The following is a 17,998-nucleotide window of genomic DNA, read 5'->3' on the forward strand; positions in this document are numbered from 1 at the left end:
ACATCGGAACAATCATGAACAACAGCAGTACAGAGAAGCCGCTCGTCCTGGTGACGGGCGGCGCCAGCGGCATGGGCCGCGCCATCGTCGAGCGCATGGCGCAGGGCGGCTGGCGCGTGGTCATGGCCGACTACAACGGCGAGCTTGCCGAGCGCGAGACGCAGGTGCTGCGCAGCGCGGGCCTCGACGTGGAATGCCGCGCCATCGACCTGACAGACGAGGCCGCCGTGCGCGCGATGGTGCAGCAGCTGCCGCCGCTCACCGCGCTGGTCAACAACGCAGGCATCTTCGACGAGCGAGCCTTCCTCGACGTGACCTCGGCGGACTTCCGCCGCATGTACGAAGTGAACCTGCTGGCCGTGGCCACGCTCACGCAGGAGGCCGCGCGCAAGATGGCGGACGGCGCGCGCATCGTCAACATCGCATCGCGTGCCTACCTGGGCGCGAAGAACCACGCGCACTATGTGGCCTCCAAGGCTGCACTGGTCGGCTACACGCGCGCCAGCGCGATGGAGCTTGCGCCGCGCGGCATCATGGTCAACGCCATCGCGCCGGGGCTGATCGACACGCCGCTGCTGCGCGCGCTGTCGCCCGAACGCCTGGCCGCGCAGCTTGCGCTGCAGCCCACCGGCGCGGCGGGACGGCCCGAGGACATCGCGCACGCGGTGGCCTTCTTCGCGTCGCCGGCGACCTGCTTCGTTACCGGGCAGGTGCTGTTCGTGGACGGCGGCAAGTCGCTCGGCGGGTCGGGGTCCTGATGGCACGGCAGCAACAACAGGAAAAGACCGCGTACGACGTGGTCGTCGTCGGCAGTGGCGCGGGCGGCCTTTCCGCCGCGCTCACCGCCAGCCTCGAAGGCCTCGACGTGCTGGTGGTCGAGAAGACCGACCGCATCGGCGGATCGACGGCCATCTCGGGCGGCGCCGTGTGGGTGCCGCTGAACGACCAGGCCGAGGCGGCCGGCCATCCCGACACGCGCGGCAAGGCCTGGACCTACCTGCAGAACACCGTGGGCGCGGCCGGCGACGAAGAGCTGCGCCACGCATTCCTCGACGCCGGCCCGCTCGCGCTGCGCTACCTGCGCGAGCGCACCGACGTGCAGCTCGCCGCGCGCACCTACTCGCCCGACTACTACCCCGACCGCGAAGGCGCCGCGATGGGCGGCCGCTCGCTCGATCCCATCGAGTTCGACGGCCGGCTGCTCGGCCCGCACTTCAAGACGCTGCGCGACCCGCTGCCCGAGTTCTGCGTGCTCGGCGGCATGATGGTCAACATGACCGACGTGAAGCACCTGCTTGCGGTCTGGCGTTCGTTCGCGTCGTGGAAGCATGGGGTGAAGATGGTGCTGCGCTACTTCGGCGACCGCCTGAGCGGCCACCACCGCGGCACGCGGCTGCTGCTCGGCAATGCGCTGGCTGCCCGGCTTTTTCACAGCGTGCTGAAGAAGGGCATTCCGTTCTGGCTGAACACGCCGGCGCTGGGGCTGGAGAAAGACGCGACAGGCGCGGTCACCGGCGTGCGACTGCGCCGCGACGGCAAGGAACTGACGGTGCACGCGCGGCGCGGCGTGGTCATCGCCACCGGCGGCTTTCCGTGGAACGCAGCCATGCGCGGCCAGCACTATCCGGCACCCACCGGGCCGTACTCGATGTCGCCGCAAGACAATGCGGGCGAAGGCATTGCGATGGCGCAGCAGGCCGGCGGCGTGCTCGGCACGGGCCACGCGGGGCCGGCGCTGTGGGCGCCCGTCTCGTTGCTCACGCGCCCTGACGGCAGCGTGCTGCGGTACCCGCACCTGGTGTGGGACCGCGCCAAGCCGGGGCTGATCGCGGTCGATGCGCGCGGCGAGCGCTTCGTCAATGAATCGACCTCGTACCACGAGTTCGTGCGCGGCATGTACCGTGCGAACGCCAAGGCCGCGAGCATTCCGGCGCTGCTGGTGTGCGACAGCGCGTTCATGGAGAAGTGGGGCCTGGGCCTTGCGTTGCCCGGCGGTCGTCCGCGCGAGCATCTGGTGCGCGCCGGCTATCTCCATCGCGCAGACACGCTCGAAGCGCTCGCGCAGCAGGCGGGCGTGGACCCGGCCGGGCTGGCGCGAACCGTCGCCAGGTTCAACCCGCTTGCCGCGCAGGGCCAGGACCCGGTGTTCGGCAAGGGCAGCGATGCCTACAACCGCTACCTCGGCGATCCGGAGCATCAACCCAATGCCTGCCTCGCGCCGGTGAATCAGGCGCCGTTCTATGCCGTGAAGGTGTACCCCGGCGACATCGGCACCGCGCTGGGCATCCGCGCCGACGGCAACGCGCGGGCGCTCGATGCGCAGGGCGAGCCCATCGCTGGCCTGTACGTGGCCGGGAACGACATGCACTCCGTGATGGGTGGTGAGTACCCTGCGCCGGGCATCACGCTCGGACCCGCGCTAACCTTCGGCTGGGTGGCGGGCATGCACCTGGCACACGGCTCCGCCGCCGAACACCATTGAAAGACAACAGCACCTCGTCATGAAAATCTTCTTCTCTCCCGCATCCCCCTTCGTCCGCAAGTGCATGGTCGTGGCGCACGAGCTCGGCATTGCCGATCGCATCGAGAAGCTGCCGAGCGCGGCCGGCCCCGTGAAGCGCGACGCCACCATCATCCCGAAGAACCCGCTCGGCCAGGTGCCGACGTTCCTCACGGACGACGGCCAGGTGCTGTTCGACAGCCGCGTGATCTGCGAGTACCTCAACGCCACGCAGTCGGGCAAGCTGTTCCCGGCCGAAGGTGCGCAGCGCTGGGCGCGGTTGACCGAGCTGTCGCTGGCCGACGGCATGACGGGTGCCGCATTGCTCGCACGGTATGAGAACGTGTTGCGTCCCGAGGCCTTGCGCTGGTCTGAGTGGACCGATGGCCAACTGTCGAAGGTGCGCACCGGCCTCGAATGGCTCGAGACTGCGGCGCCCTCCTTCGGCGACCGAGTGGACATCGGCACCATCGCATTCGGTTGCGCGCTGGGGTACATGGACTTCCGCTTTCCTTCGGTCGACTGGCGTGCCGAAGCGCCTAACAGCGCGAAGTGGTTCGAGGTGTTCAACCAGCGTTCGTCGATGCAGGCCACTTTGCCTACTGCCTGAGTTTCGTTCGGCTCGGGGCGCGCTCACGCCGACGGGGTACCTTGCTCCGCGAATGTCCCCCGGCCTGCGGCCTCCTCCTTTATTTCGCTGCGCAAGGTACCCCGCCGGCGTGAGCGTTGGACGCAGCGCCGGTTGACCGGTCGAGCACCGGCAGCGTGCCCCGTGCACAGGACACCGGGTGCTCCCCGCAGCGAAATAAAGGAGGAGGGGCGCAGCCCCGGGGGACATTCGCGGAGGGGAGTACCCGGTGGCCTGTGCACACCCCCCAGAAAATCCTCGGCTAAAAATGCAGGTCCAGCATGAACCAAGGACCCCATACATGTCTTCCGAAGCACAGAAAAAAGTAGCCATAGTCACCGCCGGTGGCAGCGGCATGGGCGCGGCTGCGGCCCGCAAGCTCGCGGCCGATGGCTTTCGTGTCGCCATTCTTTCGTCGTCTGGCAAGGGCGAGGCGCTGGCCGCGGAACTGGGCGGCATCGGCGTGACGGGCTCCAACCAGTCGAACGACGACATCAAGCGCCTGGTGGACAAGGTCACCGACCAGTGGGGTCGCGTCGACGTGCTGGTCAACAGCGCGGGCCATGGGCCTCGTGCGCCCATCCTCGAGATCACCGACGAAGACTGGCACCGCGGCATGGACGTCTACCTGCTGAGCGCGGTGCGGCCCAGCCGGCTCGTCGCGCCGCTGATGGTGGCGCAGGGCGGCGGCAGCATCATCAACATCTCCACCTTCGCCGCCTTCGAGCCCGACCCGGTGTTCCCCACCTCCGGCGTATTCCGCGCCGGGCTCGCGGCCTTCACCAAACTGTTCGCCGACAAGTACGCCGCCCAGAACGTGCGCATGAACAACGTGCTGCCGGGCTTCATCGACAGCCTGCCCGAGAAGGCCGAGTTCCGTTCGCGCATTCCGATGGGCCGCTACGGCAAGAGCAGCGAGATCGCGGCGGTCATCGGCTTCCTGGCGTCGGAAGGCGGCGGCTACATCACGGGGCAGAACCTGCGGGTGGACGGCGGCATCACGCGCTCGGTGTAAGTGAGCAAGTCGTAGAGGGCAGTCCTTCGGGCTGCCTACAATTGCGGCCCATGTGTCCGAGGATGCCCCGCTTCCCCATCCGTCGCCGGCAGTCAGGCTGCTCGCGGCCCACGCCTCCTTGATGAAGGCTGCGCAGTGATGCGCGGCGGCCTGCTCCGGCCGCCACCACACCTGGGGAGCCGCAAGCAAGCCGGCTTCCTTTTCGCTTCCTGCCCATGCATGTCCCGCATCGCCTCGTCGGCCGATGCGGGGCGCCTTCATTTTTCTTCTTCCCATGTCTTCTTCCCCGCACAGTCGCCTGCGCGCCGAGTGGTGCCCGAGCATTCCCCGCGAGCTGATGGCCGGCGCCGTCGCCACCTTCGCGCTCATTCCCGAAGTCATCGCTTTCTCTTTCGTGGCCGGCGTCGATCCGGCCGTGGGGCTGTTCGCTTCCTTCGTCATCGGCATCGTCATCGCCTTCACGGGCGGGCGGCCGGCCATGGTGTCGGCCGCGGCCGGTTCGGTGGCGCTGGTGGCTGCGCCGCTGGTGCATGCGCATGGCCTGCCATACCTGCTGGCGGCCGGCGTGCTCGCGGGCCTGATGCAGATCGTGTTCGGGCTGCTGCGGCTCGGGGTGCTGATGCGCTTCGTGTCGTCGTCGGTGCGCACCGGTTTCGTCAATGCGCTGGCCATCCTGATCTTCGCGGCGCAGATGCCGCACTTCATCGGCGCCAACACCGCGACCTGGGCCATGGTCGGCCTGGGGCTGGCCGTCATCTACCTGCTGCCGCGCATCACCACGGCTGTGCCGTCGCCGCTGGTGTGCATCGTGGTCGTGACGCTGGCGGGCCACTGGCTGGGCCTGCCGCTGAAGACGGTGGCCGACCTCGGGCAACTGCCCGGCGCGCTGCCGGCGTTCGCAATGCCCGACGTGCCGCTGACGCTGGACACGCTGCGCATCATCGCGCTGCCTGCCTTCGCCATCGCGATGGTCGGCCTGCTCGAATCGATGATGACCGCCAGCGTGGTCGACGAGCTGACAGACACGCCCAGCTCCAAGAACCGCGAATGCAGCGGCCTGGGCGTGGCCAACGTAGCCGCCAGCTTCTTCGGCGGCATCGCGGGCTGCGGAATGATCGGCCAGACGGTGAGCAACGTGCGCTACGGCGGGCGAGGGCGGTTGTCGACGCTCTTCGCCGGCGCTTTCCTGCTGATCCTCATGGTGCTGCTCAAGCCCTGGGTGTCGCAGGTGCCGCTGGCGGCGCTGGTGGCGATCATGGTGATGGTGTCGGCATCGACCTTCGACTGGGGTTCGCTGCGCGCGCTGGTGCGGCATCCGCGCATGTCCAGCGCGGTGATGCTCGCGACGGTGGCCGTCACCGTCGCCACCGACAACCTCGCGGCCGGCGTGGCCACGGGCGTGATGCTCAGCGGCGTGTTCTTCACCTTCAAGGTGGCGCGGCTGCTGCACGTGCATGCCGCGCAGCACGCGGATGGCACGCGCGTGTACCGCGTCACCGGGCAGGTGTTCTTCGCATCGGCAGACATGCTGGTCGATGCATTCGACGTGCGCGAGATCGACGGTGCGCCGGTGCACATCGACGTGTCAGGCGCGCACTTCTGGGACGTGACGGCCGTGGCCGCACTCAGGAAGGTGGTCGAGCGGCTGCGCAAGCATGGCAGCGTGGTGGAAGTGAGCGGGCTCAACCGCGCCAGCCAGGACCTGATCCTGCAGCTCGACGCGGCGCCCCAGGCTCAAACGCCCAGGTAGCGCGTCCACAGCGACCGGTCGGCATCCAGCGCCGCCGAGTCGCCCTGCCACACCACGCGTCCGCGCTCCAGGATCACATGGCGGTTGGCCAGCGGCAGCAGGCGCTGCACGTACTTGTCGACCACCAGGATCGCTTCGCCCTCTGCCTTGAGCGTGGCGATGCAATTCCAGATTTCCTCGCGGATCACCGGTGCGAGGCCTTCGGTGGCTTCGTCCAGGATCAGCAGGCGCGGGTGCGTGGACAGCGCGCGCGCGATGGCCAGCATCTGCTGCTCGCCGCCCGAGAGCTGGTTGCCCGCGTTGGCCTTGCGCTCCGACAGGCGCGGAAACAGGCCGTAGAGCGCCTCGACCGTCCAGCGCGGCGCGCTGCCGGGGCGCGGCCGTGCGAAGGCGCGCAGGTGCTCGTCGACGCTGAGGTTGGGGAACACATGCCGCCCCTCGGGCACGATGGCCACGCCGCGCCGCGCGATGGCGTCGGGCTTGTGCCCGCCGATGGCCGCGCCGTCGAAACGCACGTCGCCGCGCATCGGTGCCAGCGTGCCGGTCAGCACCTTGAGCAGCGTGCTCTTGCCCATGCCGTTGCGGCCGAGCAGCGCCAGCACTTCGCCGGGACGGATGTCGATGTCGATGCCGAACAGCACTTGGCTCGCGCCGTAGCCGGCTTCGATGGCCTTCGCTTCCAACAGCATCTCAGTACCTCGTCGCACTTTGAAGTGCGAAGTGGGTGTTTCCAGTTTGAGGAACACCGCGGAACCGGCTTTGCCGGGCCGCAGGTGTTGCCCCCGATAGGGGGTTGGCGCAGCGACACGAAGTGCGCGCAGCCTGGGGGCGAGTCATGAATGCCCCTCCGCTTCGGTGCCGAGGTACACGGCTTGCACATCGGGATGGCCGCGCACTTCGTCGGCCGTGCCGCTCATCAGCACCTTGCCCTGCACCAGCACGGTGAGCCGGTCGGCCAGGCGGAACACCGCGTCCATGTCGTGTTCGATCAGCAGGATGGCCATCGACGCGCGCAGCGATTCGATCAGCTCGACCATGCGCGCGGATTCGTCCGGCCCCATGCCGGCCATCGGCTCGTCGAGCAGCAGCAGCTTGGGCTCGGCCGCGAGTGCCAGCGCCACGTCGAGCGCGCGCTGCGCACCGTGCGGCAGCGTGCCGGCGATGCGGTCGCGCTCGCTGCCCAGGCCCACGCGGTCGGCCAGTGTCACCGCGCGGTCGACGAGGTCGCGCTCCTTGGCGCGCGGCGCCATGAAGCGCAGGCTGCTGCCCGCATGGGCCTGCGCCGCGAGCATCAGGTTGTCGTGCACGGTTTCCTTGGCGAAGACGCGCGTCACCTGGAAGCAGCGCGACATGCCGGCGGCCACGCGCTGGTGGTCTTTCAGCGAGGTGATGTCCTTCTCGTCGAGCAGCAGGCGACCGGCGTCGGCCTTCAGCAGCCCGGTGATCAGGTTCACCAGCGTGGTCTTGCCCGCCCCGTTCGGCCCGATGAGCGCATGCACTTCGCCGCGCTCCACCGTGAGGTTCACGTGGTCGGTGGCCAGCAGTCCGCCGAAGCGCTTGACCAACCCTTCGATTCTGAAGAGGCTCATGGTGCTTTACTCCCTCTCCCCTCTGCGGAGAGGGTTGGGGTGAGGGGCAGGCGGCGCTTGTACAGTGCGGCCAATCCTTTGGGCGCCCACAGGGCAACGGCAATCAGCAACAGTCCCAGCGGCATGTGCCAATGCTCCGTATGCTGCTTGAGCGCTTCTTCCAGCACCAGCCACACGACAGCTCCCACAGGCCCGCCCCAGCTGCGCCCCAGCCCGCCGATGACCACCATCACCAGCAGCGTCGCCGACTGCGTCCAGTGCATCGTGGCCGGGCTCACGAAGCCGTTGCCGCCGGCCAGCAGTGCACCCGCCAGCCCCGCGATGGCGCCCGCGATGGCGAACGCCACCAGCTGCAGCCGGAACACCGGATAGCCCAGCGCCCGCATGCGCGTCTCGTTGTCGCGGATGCCCATCAGCGCATGGCCGAAGCGCGATTGCGTCGCGCGGTGCAGCCACCAAAGCGCCAGCGCGACGATCGCCAGCACCACCCAGTAGAAGTTCGACTCATTGCCCAGGTCGAGGCCGGGCAGCAGCGTGGGGCGCGACATCAGCGTGTAGCCGTCGTCGCCGCCATAGCGGCGCAGCGACACCACCACGAAGTACAGCATCTGCGCGAAGGCCAGCGTGGTCATGATGAAGTACACGCCGCGCGTGCGCAGCGCCACCGTGCCGATCAGCGTGGCCACCAGGCCGGCCATGAGCGCGGCGGCCGGCCACATGATCCAGCCCGACATCACGCCCGCGTCGCTCAGCGCCACCACCGTGTACGCGCCGATGCCGATGAAGCCCGCATGCCCCAGCGCCACCATGCCGCCGAAGCCGAGGATGAAATTGAGGCTCGCCGCCGCCAGTGCCACGATGAGCACGCGCCGCACGAAGCCGATGTAGAACTCGAGCCCGAACAGCGGCGCGACCAGCGGAAACGCCGTGAGCAGCACAAGGAGCAGCCCGAGGCCGATGTAGCGTGAGGGTGACTTCATGCGCGTGCCGAGAAAAGGCCTGATGGCCGGAAGATGAGCACCACCACCATCAGCGCGTACATCGCGACTTCGGCGAACAGCGGCCCCAGGTCGGCGGCGGTGGCCGGCGGCAGCGTGGCGCGCAGCAGCATCGGCACGAAGGCGCGCCCCACGGTGTCGACCACGCCCACCAACAGTGCGGCCACGAAGGCGCCGCGCACCGAACCGATGCCGCCGATCACCAGCACCACCAGCGCCGGGATCAGGATCGCTTCGCCCATGCCGACCTGCACCGCGACGATCGGCCCCATCAGCGCGCCGGCCAGCGCCGCCAGCGCGGCACCCAGCAGGAACACGCCGTTGAAGATGCGGCCCACGCGCACGCCCATCAGCTCGGCCATCGGCCGGTCGGAGGCGCCCGCGCGCACCCGCATGCCGATGCGCGTGTGGTTCACCAGCAGGTACAGCGCCAGCGCCACCAGCAGCCCGCCCACGAGGATCACCAGGCGGTACGCCGGATAGGGCAGGCCGTCCATCAGCTGCACCGGACCCGAGAGCGCGGCAGGCGTCGGCGCCATCACCGGCGAGGGCCCCCAGGTCATCGTCACGATGTCGTCGGCCACCAGGATCACGCCGAAGGTGGCGAGCACCTGCGCGAGATGGTCGCGTGTGTAGAGCCGGCGCATCAGCAGCACTTCGAGCAGCAGCGCCACCACCACCGTGACCGCCACCGCGATGACGATGGCCGCGGCGAACGAGCCGGTGCGCGTGTGCGCCTCGGCCGCCACATACGCGCCCGCCATGAACAGCGAGCCGTGCGCCAGGTTCAGCACGTCCATGATGCCGAACACCAGCGTCAGCCCGGCCGCCAGCAGGAACAGCATCAGCCCGTAGCCGAGGCCGTTGAGCAGCTGCTCCAGAACAAGAATTCCACTCATAGAAGAACCAACAGGGTTGCCCGCGTTTTCATTCAGGAGACACCGAGGAACCGGCTTCGCCGGGCCTCAGGTGTCGCCCCCGGCAGGGGGTAGGCGAAGCGACACGAAGTGCGCGAAGCCTGGGGGCAAGCTACTTGAGCGGACACTTGTCGGCGTAGGAGTCGCCGTAGTTGGTGAGCACGGTGTTGATCAGCTTGTTCGTGACCTTGCCCTGCGCATCCTTGCCGATCACGCGCAGGTAGAAGTTCTCGATGGGGTAGTGGTTGTTGGCGTACTTGAAGCTGCCGCGCGTCGATGCGTAGTTGGCCTTCTTCAGCGCGGCCACCACGGCTTCGCGGTTCTGCGCGTTGCCGCCCGATTGCTTCACCGCCGCGTCCATCGCGAGGATCGCGTCATAGGCCTGCGCGGCGTACACCGATGGATAGCGGCCGTTGTATTCCTTGCGGAAAGCGGCCACGAAGGCCTTGTTGGCGGGGTTGTCGAGGTCGTGCGCCCAGTGCGAGGTGTTGAACAGGCCGAGCATCGGATCGCCCACGGCGCCGATCACGTCTTCGTCGGCCGAGAAGCCGCTGGTCACCAGCGTGATGTCCTTCGACAGGCCCGCGCCCACGAACTGCTTGATGAAGTTGATGCCCATCGCGCCGGGCAGGAAGAAGTAGATGGAATCGGGCTTGGCCGCGCGCAGCTGCGCGAGTTCGGCGGCGTAGTCGATCTGGCCGAGCTTGGTGTAGAGCTCGTCGGCCACCTGGCCCTTGAACTGGCGCTTGAAGCCGCCCAGCGCGTCCTTGCCGGCGGGGTAGTTGGGCGCGATCAGCACGATCTTCTTGAACGCGCGGTCCTGCGCGAACTTGCCGGCGGCTTCGTGGAACTGGTCGTTCTGGTAGGCGGTTCCGAAGAAGTAGGCGTTGCACTGCGCACCGGCGAACTGGCTCGGGCCGGCGTTGGCCGAGAGGTAGGGCACCTTGGCGTTGAACAGCGTCGGGCCCACGGCCAGCGCCACGTTGGAGCCGATGGGGCCGCTGAAGAGGTCGATCTTGTCGCGCTGGATCATGCGGTCGACCAGCTGCTTGGCCTGGTCGGGGCTGCCGGCCATGTCGGCCTGCACGAACTCCACGTCCTGTCCGCCGAGCTTGCCGCCCAGTTGCTTGATGCCCAGCGCGAAGCCGTCGCGCGCTTCGGCGCCAAGTGCCGCGAAGGGCCCCGAGATGTCGAGCGCCAGGCCCACCTTCACGGGTGCGGCCATGGCCTGCGCGGCGGTGCCAAGGGCGGCGCCGCACAGCAGCAGCGACAGCAGGGTGCGCGGCAGCGCGGGCGACTTCGGGGGCAGATGGCTCATGGATTCTCCGGCGTGGAAGGATGAAACGACGCACCGGCTGCCGCGTCTTGCGGCAGCCATGGCACCGAACCGTTGATAGCTAAATACTTTAGCCATAAACGATTTGGTGTCAACGGTACTAGCACGAATGGTGCCAGTGCGTCGTGTCGTTTCCGTTCAGCCGAAGGGGTTGGCCGTGGCGAACCACAGGCCGATGCCGGTGGCGATGATGAATGCGCCGTCGGTCACGCCGGCGATCAGGAAAAACTTGGTCTGCAGCGTGTCCACCATCTCGGGCTGGCGCGCACTGCTTTCCAGGAACTTCTGGCCCACCAGCCCGATGCCGAGGCACGAACCGAGTGCGGCAATGCCGATCAGCAATGCGACTGCGAGCGGAAGGATGTTGAAGCCGGTCATGGTGTTTTCTCCTGGTTGGTTGATTGATGGAGAGACTTTCCCAGAGCGGGTGCGCACGGTCCATGACGTGGGAGGTCATGGGGCAAGCGAAAAAAAGCCGGCCGTGAATACGGCCGGCTCGCAGGCGAAGCGTCGAAGCCTCAGGGCGCCTGCGTCCAGTTCTGGTTGTTGCCGCCGTTGCAGGTCCAGGTGATCAGCGCCGTGTCCTGGGCGGTCGCGCCGCCGGGCACGTCCAGGCAGGAGCCCGAGGCGCGGTTGCGCAGGGTCGAGCCCACCAGGCTCCAGTGCGTCGTGTTGCCGGCCGAGCAGGCCAGCTGCACCACGGCCGCGTTGGTGGTCGCGGTGCCGCTCTGCGCCAGGCACAGGCCGCTGTGCTCGACCTTGAACTGCACGAAGCCGTCGCCGGTCTGCGCCATGGTGAAGCGCTCGTTGCCGGCGTTTCCGCACGGCCACTGCACCACCGTCGTGCCGCTCGTGGTTGCCGCGCCCTTCACGTTCACGCACAGGTTGCTCAGGTTGGAGCGGATACGCGTGACCACCGGCGTCGGGTCGTTGTCGAGCGAGCGAACGTATTCGCGCAGCGCCACCACGTCGTTGGCCGGCAGGCTGGACGCATTGCCGTGGCCGCTGGCGAGCACGTCCTGCAGCGTGGCCGCCTGGCCGTTGTGGAAGAACGCCGTGGTGTTCCAGGTGCCCAGCAGCGTCGGCGTGTCGAAGCCCACGCCCGCCAGCGACTGGTTCATGCCCTTGCCCGAGGAGGCCTGGATCGTGCCGACGTCATGCCGCACCCCGTCGCGGAAGGTGGCGCCGGTGTGGCAGGTGGCGCACTGTGCCGTGTTGAACACGGTCTGGCCGCGCACCGCGTCCACGCTGAGGCTGCCGTCCGCCGCGCGCGCCGGGCTGCGCATGAACTTGTTCAGCGAAGTCAGGTAGGCCGCCAGATCGTCGAGCTGCGCGTTCCTGCCGGCCTTGGGCGCGCCCAGCGGGTCGGAGGTGGCCGCGAAGTCTGCATTGCTCAGGAAGCCGGTGCCGCCGAACTCGTTGCGGATGTCGTTCTCGAAGTCCTGCACCTCGTCGAAGTTGGCCGTCCAGTGCAGCTTGCCGTGGCCCATGCCGCGCCGGCCCTGCAGGCTGATGGTGCGGCGCAGGCCCTCGCCGCGCTGGGTGAAGTCCCACACCATGCCGTCGTCGCCGCCGTCGGCGTGGCAGCTCGCGCATGACAGGTAGTTGTCCTTGCTCATGCGGCGGTCCGACGCGTTGTAGAACACCTGCTTGCCGCGCAGCGCCGCGGCGCCCATGGGCTCCACCGCCACTGTCTGCACGTTCTGCAGGAAGCTCGGCGCATTGGTCTCCGACGACAGCACCGAGGCCACGTCGTGCACCGACACCGAGCGCGCCAGGAAGTTGTTGACGAACAGCCGCTTGCGCGCCGCGTCCAGGTACAGGCCGTGCGGCGCGCTGCTGGCGTTGATCTCGCCGCGGATGGAGCGGCTGTAGGCGTCGACGATGGCCACGCGGTTGCCTTCCATCTGCGCGACGAAGATGTAGTCGCCGGCCGGCGAGAACAGCGCGGCGCGCGCCGGTGCCCGGTCGTCGAAGTCGATCTGCTCGTCGAACTTGTGCGCCGCCGCCTGCAGGTCGACCTGCGACAGGATGGAGCGCACCGTCTGGTCGTGCACGAGGTTCGTGCCGTCGCGGAATTTGCCGCGCACGATGTTGTCCTTCTTCGAAGGCAGCACGGCGCGCTTGCCGTCGGGCGAGATCACTACCTGCGCGGTGTAGTTGGCCACGCCGCGCGCGCGGCTCTCGGTGTCGACGGTGGTGGTGTCCACCGGCAGCGCGATGGCGCCCATGCCGCTCATGCTCTGCAGGTTGACCTTGTGCAGCTGGTTGCCCGTCATCTTCGACTTGAAGCGCGTGACGTAGGCCACCTGCGAATCGGCCGCCACCGCGATGCCGCGCACATCGCCCTCGAGCGCCACCGCGCCGGTGGTGCTGCCGTTGGCGGGGTCGAAGCTCATGAGCACCGACTTGCTCTCCAGCGTCAGCAGGCCCTTGCTGCCGTTGGGCGTGAAGACCACGCCGTAGGGCCCGCTGCCGTAGGCCAGCGCCACGGTGGCCGAGATGGTGCCGTTGGCCGGGTTGAGCACCACCAGCTTGTCCTCGCCGTGCACCGGCACCCAGATGCGGCCGTCGGGGCCCACGGCCAGCGTCTTCGGCTCGTCGCCCACGCGGGTCTCCCAGCGCTTGGCCAGGGTCTGCGCATCGATGGCGGCCACCGTGCCGCTGTCGGGGTTGACCGAGTACACCGAGTTGGCGTCGCCCGCGATGTTGGTGGTGTGCGTGGGCGCCTGTGCGGTGACCGGCGCGATCACCGTCAGGTTGTAGGTGTAGTAGGTCTCGCGGCCCTGGGCGTCGCGCACCGTCAGCGTCACGGTGTAGTGGCCGGGCGTGTTGTAGGTGTAGGTGTAGTTCGCCTGGTTCGAGAAGGCCGTCTGCGTGCCGTTGCCGAAGTTCCAGCGGTACTGCGCGCCGCTCGCGCCCAGCGTCGCGGGGTTGAACACCAGCTGGCCGTTGACCAGCTTCGGCCCGCCGCCGATGCCGGGGTCGCCGATGATGGCCTGGCCGCGCAGCGTGGCCACATCGGAATCGCTCAGCACGCGGCCGTACACCCGCACTTCCGCCAGCGTGCCCTTGAAGAGCGCGGCGTTGCCCTGGATCTGCCCCAGCAGCTGGAACTTGTTCGCGAGGCCCTTGGTGCCGGCGAGCCCGGCGGAGGTGGTCTTCACCCTGTCGACGTACACCGCCTGCGCGCCGGAGGCGGCGTCGCGCGTCATCACCACGTGATGCCAGTTGCCGTCGTTCACCGCGGCCGAGGAGGCGGTGCCCGCGTCGTTGCCGACCGACAGCTTGATGCGCCCGCTGGTGTCGAGCCAGCCCCAGAACACGTCGTCGGTGCCGTTCGCCTGGTCGCGCCCGAAGACACCGGGGGCGGTCCACGAGTTGGCCGCGCCTGTCTGCGTGGTCTTCATGTAGAAGCTCAGCGAAGCGGTGCCGCCGAGCACGGTGGCCACGGTGTCGTTCTTCAGCGGCACGCCTGCCGTGCGGTTGGCGAAGTTCAGGCCGATGCTCTCGAAGGCGTCGCCGGTGGCGGGCGTGCCGTTATTGGCGCCGATCTGGTCCGACAGGCTGCCCGCCAGCGTCCAGTAGTGCATGAGGCTGATGTCGCTCGCGTTGCCGGTGTGGAACACCGACTTGTAGTCCGCCGCGATGGCGTTGCCCGCATAGTCCTTCACGCCGTTGGCGGGCAGGAACACTTCATAGCTGGTGCCGGGCTGCAGCGGCTGGTCAGGCGAGAAGTTGATGATGCCCAGCTGCACGCTGTAGGTGCCTGCCAGCGTGTTGCCGCCCACCGGCCGCACGATGAAGGTGTTGGCGTTCACGCTCTCCGGCCGGATGTTGTCGGTCATGCCCAGGCCGATGCGCGAGGTCAGCGCCTGCTGCTTCGCGCCGCTGGCGGGCGAGACCTGCTTCACTTCGGGCCTGGTGATGTCGGGATCCACCGAATGCACGATGAAGCCGCTGCCCGAGCCGTGGTCGTTGCCCACGAAGACCAGGTTGCCGAACATCGCGACCTGGCCGTTGTCCGAGTGCGAGAAGTTCGGGTCGTCCTCGCGCAGGATGCTGCCGCGGCCCACCTCCACGTGGTTGAGCGGGTTGCTCACGTCGACCTTGTGGATGCGGGTCTGCGCGCCCTGTATGACGTAGTTGTCCTGCGTGGCGCAGTAGAGCTGCTCGTCGATGACGAGGCGGTTGTCTTCTGCCACGAAGCGCGAGCGGTCGCTCAGGTCGTAGCTGTACATCTTCGCGCCGCTGTTGCGCGTGGAGACGTGCAGGTTCCGGCCGTCGAAGCAGGTCGCGTAATAGAACGGCGTGGTGCCCACGATGGAGTCGAGCACCTTGGGGTTGAGCGGATCTGAAATGTCCAGGCTCGCGAAGCCGCCGTTGCTTTCCATCGCGGTCAGCACCATGTGGTTGCCCATCGTGAAGATCGGCCCGATGCGGAAACCGCCGAGTTCGCCGGTGGGCACGGGGTTGGGCTTGCCCGCGCCGCGGTTGGCAACCACCGCGTTCGCGGGGTCCGTGGCATCGACGATGAAGATGCCACGGCCGGCCGAGGCCACGTACAGGTAGGGCGCCTGCCACCAGAGCTGCCAGGCCACGTCTTCGTAGTCGCCGCCGTTGACGCCGGGCAGCGCCAGCTTCTTCACCTGCTTGATGTCGTTGATGTCGGTGAAGTCCCAGAACTCCACGCCGTTGATGCTGGGCAGCACCACGTACGTCTTGCCGCCGACCTTGGCCGTGCCGAAGGAGTGCGTCTCGCGGAACTCCTTGGTGCGGCCCTCGGGTTCGTAGATCTTCTTGACGAGCTGGATCTGGCGCGGGTTCAACACGTCGTACAGCAGGAAGCCTCCCGGGCCCAGGCCGCTGTCCGGCGCGAAGGAGGTGAGGAAGTAGCCGTTGATCATGATGCCCGCGTTCATGCCGTAGTCCTTGCGGCCCGGGTAGGTGGCGGGCACCTCGCGCGATTCGTAGGCACTGCTGTGCGCCGGGTCGAGCGGATGCGCGGCGCTGGTGATCATCGACACCGGTTTGAACAGTTCCGCCGAGGTGTAGGTGAGGTTGCCCAGGCCCGGCCCCTGCAGCGGGAGCGGGTCGGCGACCGCAGCGGAAACCGCCGCCGCCATGTTGTTCAGGGTCGTCATCGGACTGACCCCGGTGATTGCAGCGTGCGTCAGCAGCGTGACGAACGGCAGCAGGAACGCCATCAAGTAATACCGGATTCTCATCGTCGCCTCCAGGTTGTTGTATCGGTCACTTGCAAAAGCGCGCGCGCAGGGCGCACCCCGGCCGGCGACATGCGTCGCCGGCCGTACAGCCTCTCCCTCCTCGTTTTTCTGGACGGCGTTGCGCCGTCGCTCAGCTCCCGCCGGATCGGCCCGGCTCAGTTCTTCTTCGCGCCGCCCGATTCGTAGATGTCCCATGCCTCCTTGGCGCTCGCGCCGCGGTGGATCATGGCCATCAGCGCATCCACCACCGCCGACGGGTTGGCGTGCTGGTACACGTTGCGCCCGTACACCATGCCGACCGCGCCCTGGTCCATCAGCACGCGCGAGCGGGCGAACACCTGCTGCAGGTCTTCGCGTCCGCCGCCGCGCACGAGCACGGGGCAGCGCGCGGCCTGCACCACGCGGTGGAAGTCGGCGGGGTCGGTGGTGGGGTCGGCCTTGACGATGTCGGCGCCCATCTCGCGCGCCAGCCGCACGAGCGTGACGATCTTCTCGGCGTCGCCGTCGACCATGTAGCCGCCTTGCTCGCCGTGCGGGCGCATCACCAGCGGCTCGATCATCAGCGGCATGCCGTAGCGGTCGCAATCGGCGCGCACGCGCGCGATGTTCTGCACGCACTGGCGGAACAGGTCGGGCTCGTTCGGCAGCATGAACAGGTTGACCACCACGCAGGCCGCGTCGCGCTGCACGGCCGGCAGCACCGGGTCGTGCTCGTTCTGCAGCACCGCCCACATCACGCGGTGCGCGGTGGCGTTGTAGGGGTTGCCCATGTCGATGCGCTGGACCAGCGCCGGCTTGTCACGGCCCGGGCGGTCCTGCAGCAGGTCGGCCTGACCGTAGTTGAGCTGGATCGCGTCGGGGCCGGCGGCCACGAGCTTGTCGATCACCGCCGGCATGTCCTCGAGCCCGTTGAGGAACGAGGGCTCGTTGCACACGCCGTGGTCCAGCGCGATGTCCAGGCAGCGCCCGTTGTTCAGCAGCCGGTTCAGGCGTGCGGTCTTGTCCTTCGACATACGGAAGAAATCCTTGTGTTGAGATGGGATGGAAGGGGCCTCAGCCCAGCGCGGCCAGATGCCGGGCCGCGGCGGCGTCGATGAGCGCCAGCGCGTCGCCCTGCAGGCGCACCGAGCCGGCGGCCGCGTTCTCGACGGCCTGCTTGCTCACGCGGGCGCCGCACAGCGCCACCGAGACGCTGCCGCGCGCCAGCGTCCACGCGATCATCAGTTGGCCGAACGAGCATTCGAGCTGCTTGCGCAGCGGCTCCAGCTCTTCGAAGAAGGCCTTGAGCTTCGCGCGGTTCTCGGCGCTGAAGCGCGGGTTGCTCGCGCGCTGGTCGTCGCCGGTGAACTGGCGCGCGGGGTCGATGGGGCCGGCCAGCAGGCCGAGCGCGAGCGACGAATAGCCCAGCACCGCCACGTCGTGCTCGGTGCACAGCGGCACCAGCGTCTGCTCGATCTCGCGGTCGATCAGGCTGTAGCGCTCCTGTGCCGCATCCACCGGGCCGTGTTGCAGGTACTCGGCCAGCGTCTCGGGGCTCACGTTGCTCACGCCGATGGCGCGGATCTTTCCCTGCTTCTTCAGCGCGAGCAGCGCGTCCATGGTCTCGGCCACGGGCGTGGTGGCGTCCTGCCAGTGCGTGATGTAGAGGTCGATGTAGTCGGTCTGCAGGCGCTTCAGGCTCTCTTCGCATTCATGAATGATCGATTCGCGCCCGAGGTAGCGGTACACCGGATGGCTGTCTTCTTCGAAGAAGTGCGTTCCCTTCTGCGTGTGCCACACCAGCCCGCACTTGGTGGCGATCACGGCTTCGTGGCGGCGGCCTTTCAGCGCGGTGCCGACGATGCTCTCCGAGCGGCCGAGGCCGTAGGCCGGCGCGGTGTCGATCAGGTTCACGCCCGCGTCCAGCGATGCCTGGATGGCCAGCACGGCGGCGGCGTTGTCACCGCCGCCCCACATCCAGCCACCCATGGCCCAGGTGCCCAGGCCGATGGCCGAGCACTCGATGCCCGACGGGCCGAGCGTTGTCTTCTTCATCGA

The 17,998-nt window shown here is 68.2% G+C and carries 14 protein-coding genes; 5 read left to right on the forward strand and 9 right to left on the reverse strand.

Going from position 1 to position 17,998, the window contains the following annotated elements:
* The first annotated feature begins 14 nt into the window (after positions 1 to 14).
* The 5 genes from WIX39_RS06400 to WIX39_RS06420 all read left to right on the forward strand — a co-directional run bounded on the left by WIX39_RS06400 (position 15) and on the right by WIX39_RS06420 (position 5,893).
* On the forward strand, positions 15 to 758 hold the full coding sequence (locus WIX39_RS06400; protein ID WP_106936018.1) for an SDR family NAD(P)-dependent oxidoreductase: 744 nt from the start codon (positions 15 to 17) through the stop codon (positions 756 to 758).
* Complete coding sequence (locus WIX39_RS06405) at positions 758 to 2,482, forward strand: FAD-dependent oxidoreductase (protein ID WP_409194687.1); 1,725 nt, start codon at positions 758 to 760, stop codon at positions 2,480 to 2,482. Before WIX39_RS06400 ends, WIX39_RS06405 begins: the two co-directional genes overlap by 1 nt.
* Positions 2,483 to 2,501: 19 nt before the next feature.
* Positions 2,502 to 3,110, forward strand: a complete 609-nt coding sequence (locus WIX39_RS06410) for a glutathione S-transferase (protein ID WP_106936016.1) — start codon at positions 2,502 to 2,504, stop codon at positions 3,108 to 3,110.
* Positions 3,111 to 3,429: 319 nt separating this feature from the next.
* Positions 3,430 to 4,143, forward strand: coding sequence for an SDR family oxidoreductase (locus tag WIX39_RS06415; protein ID WP_081270717.1), 714 nt, complete (start codon positions 3,430 to 3,432; stop codon positions 4,141 to 4,143).
* Between the two features lie 274 nt (positions 4,144 to 4,417).
* Positions 4,418 to 5,893 carry a SulP family inorganic anion transporter gene (locus WIX39_RS06420; RefSeq protein ID WP_106936015.1) on the forward strand — a complete coding sequence of 492 codons (1,476 nt, stop codon included), beginning with the start codon at positions 4,418 to 4,420 and terminating at the stop codon, positions 5,891 to 5,893.
* Here the strand turns inward: WIX39_RS06420 and WIX39_RS06425 are convergent.
* From WIX39_RS06425 to WIX39_RS06465, 9 genes are all read right to left on the reverse strand, one after another.
* Positions 5,878 to 6,582 carry an ABC transporter ATP-binding protein gene (locus WIX39_RS06425; RefSeq protein ID WP_106936014.1) on the reverse strand — a complete coding sequence of 235 codons (705 nt, stop codon included), beginning with the start codon at positions 6,580 to 6,582 and terminating at the stop codon, positions 5,878 to 5,880. The genes WIX39_RS06420 and WIX39_RS06425 overlap by 16 nt on opposite strands.
* Positions 6,583 to 6,726: 144 nt before the next feature.
* Positions 6,727 to 7,482, reverse strand: a complete 756-nt coding sequence (locus tag WIX39_RS06430) for an ABC transporter ATP-binding protein (RefSeq protein ID WP_106936013.1) — start codon at positions 7,480 to 7,482, stop codon at positions 6,727 to 6,729.
* A complete protein-coding gene (locus WIX39_RS06435; protein ID WP_106936012.1) occupies positions 7,479 to 8,462 on the reverse strand; it encodes a branched-chain amino acid ABC transporter permease in 984 nt (327 codons plus the stop codon). Before WIX39_RS06435 ends, WIX39_RS06430 begins: the two co-directional genes overlap by 4 nt.
* Complete coding sequence (locus tag WIX39_RS06440; RefSeq protein WP_106936011.1) at positions 8,459 to 9,379, reverse strand: branched-chain amino acid ABC transporter permease; 921 nt, start codon at positions 9,377 to 9,379, stop codon at positions 8,459 to 8,461. The genes WIX39_RS06435 and WIX39_RS06440 overlap by 4 nt, the downstream gene beginning before the upstream one ends.
* 130 nt (positions 9,380 to 9,509) lie before the next feature.
* A complete protein-coding gene (locus WIX39_RS06445) occupies positions 9,510 to 10,715 on the reverse strand; it encodes an ABC transporter substrate-binding protein (RefSeq protein WP_081270723.1) in 1,206 nt (401 codons plus the stop codon).
* A 156-nt stretch (positions 10,716 to 10,871) separates the two neighbouring features.
* Positions 10,872 to 11,111 (reverse strand): F0F1 ATP synthase subunit C, encoded by a 240-nt coding sequence (gene atpE, locus WIX39_RS06450; RefSeq protein ID WP_081270724.1) that lies wholly within the window; start codon positions 11,109 to 11,111, stop codon positions 10,872 to 10,874.
* A gap of 140 nt (positions 11,112 to 11,251) precedes the next feature.
* Entirely contained in the window at positions 11,252 to 15,961 is a 4,710-nt protein-coding gene (locus WIX39_RS06455) for an RICIN domain-containing protein (RefSeq protein WP_409194688.1), read from the reverse strand.
* Between the two features lie 155 nt (positions 15,962 to 16,116).
* Complete coding sequence (locus tag WIX39_RS06460) at positions 16,117 to 16,974, reverse strand: class I fructose-bisphosphate aldolase (protein WP_409194689.1); 858 nt, start codon at positions 16,972 to 16,974, stop codon at positions 16,117 to 16,119.
* A gap of 40 nt (positions 16,975 to 17,014) precedes the next feature.
* Positions 17,015 to 17,995 (reverse strand): aldo/keto reductase, encoded by a 981-nt coding sequence (locus WIX39_RS06465; protein WP_409196324.1) that lies wholly within the window; start codon positions 17,993 to 17,995, stop codon positions 17,015 to 17,017.
* Positions 17,996 to 17,998: the final 3 nt, after the last annotated feature.

The sequence above is a fragment of the Variovorax sp. AB1(2024) genome, assembly GCF_037482385.2.
In the GTDB taxonomy this organism is placed as follows: domain Bacteria; phylum Pseudomonadota; class Gammaproteobacteria; order Burkholderiales; family Burkholderiaceae_C; genus Variovorax.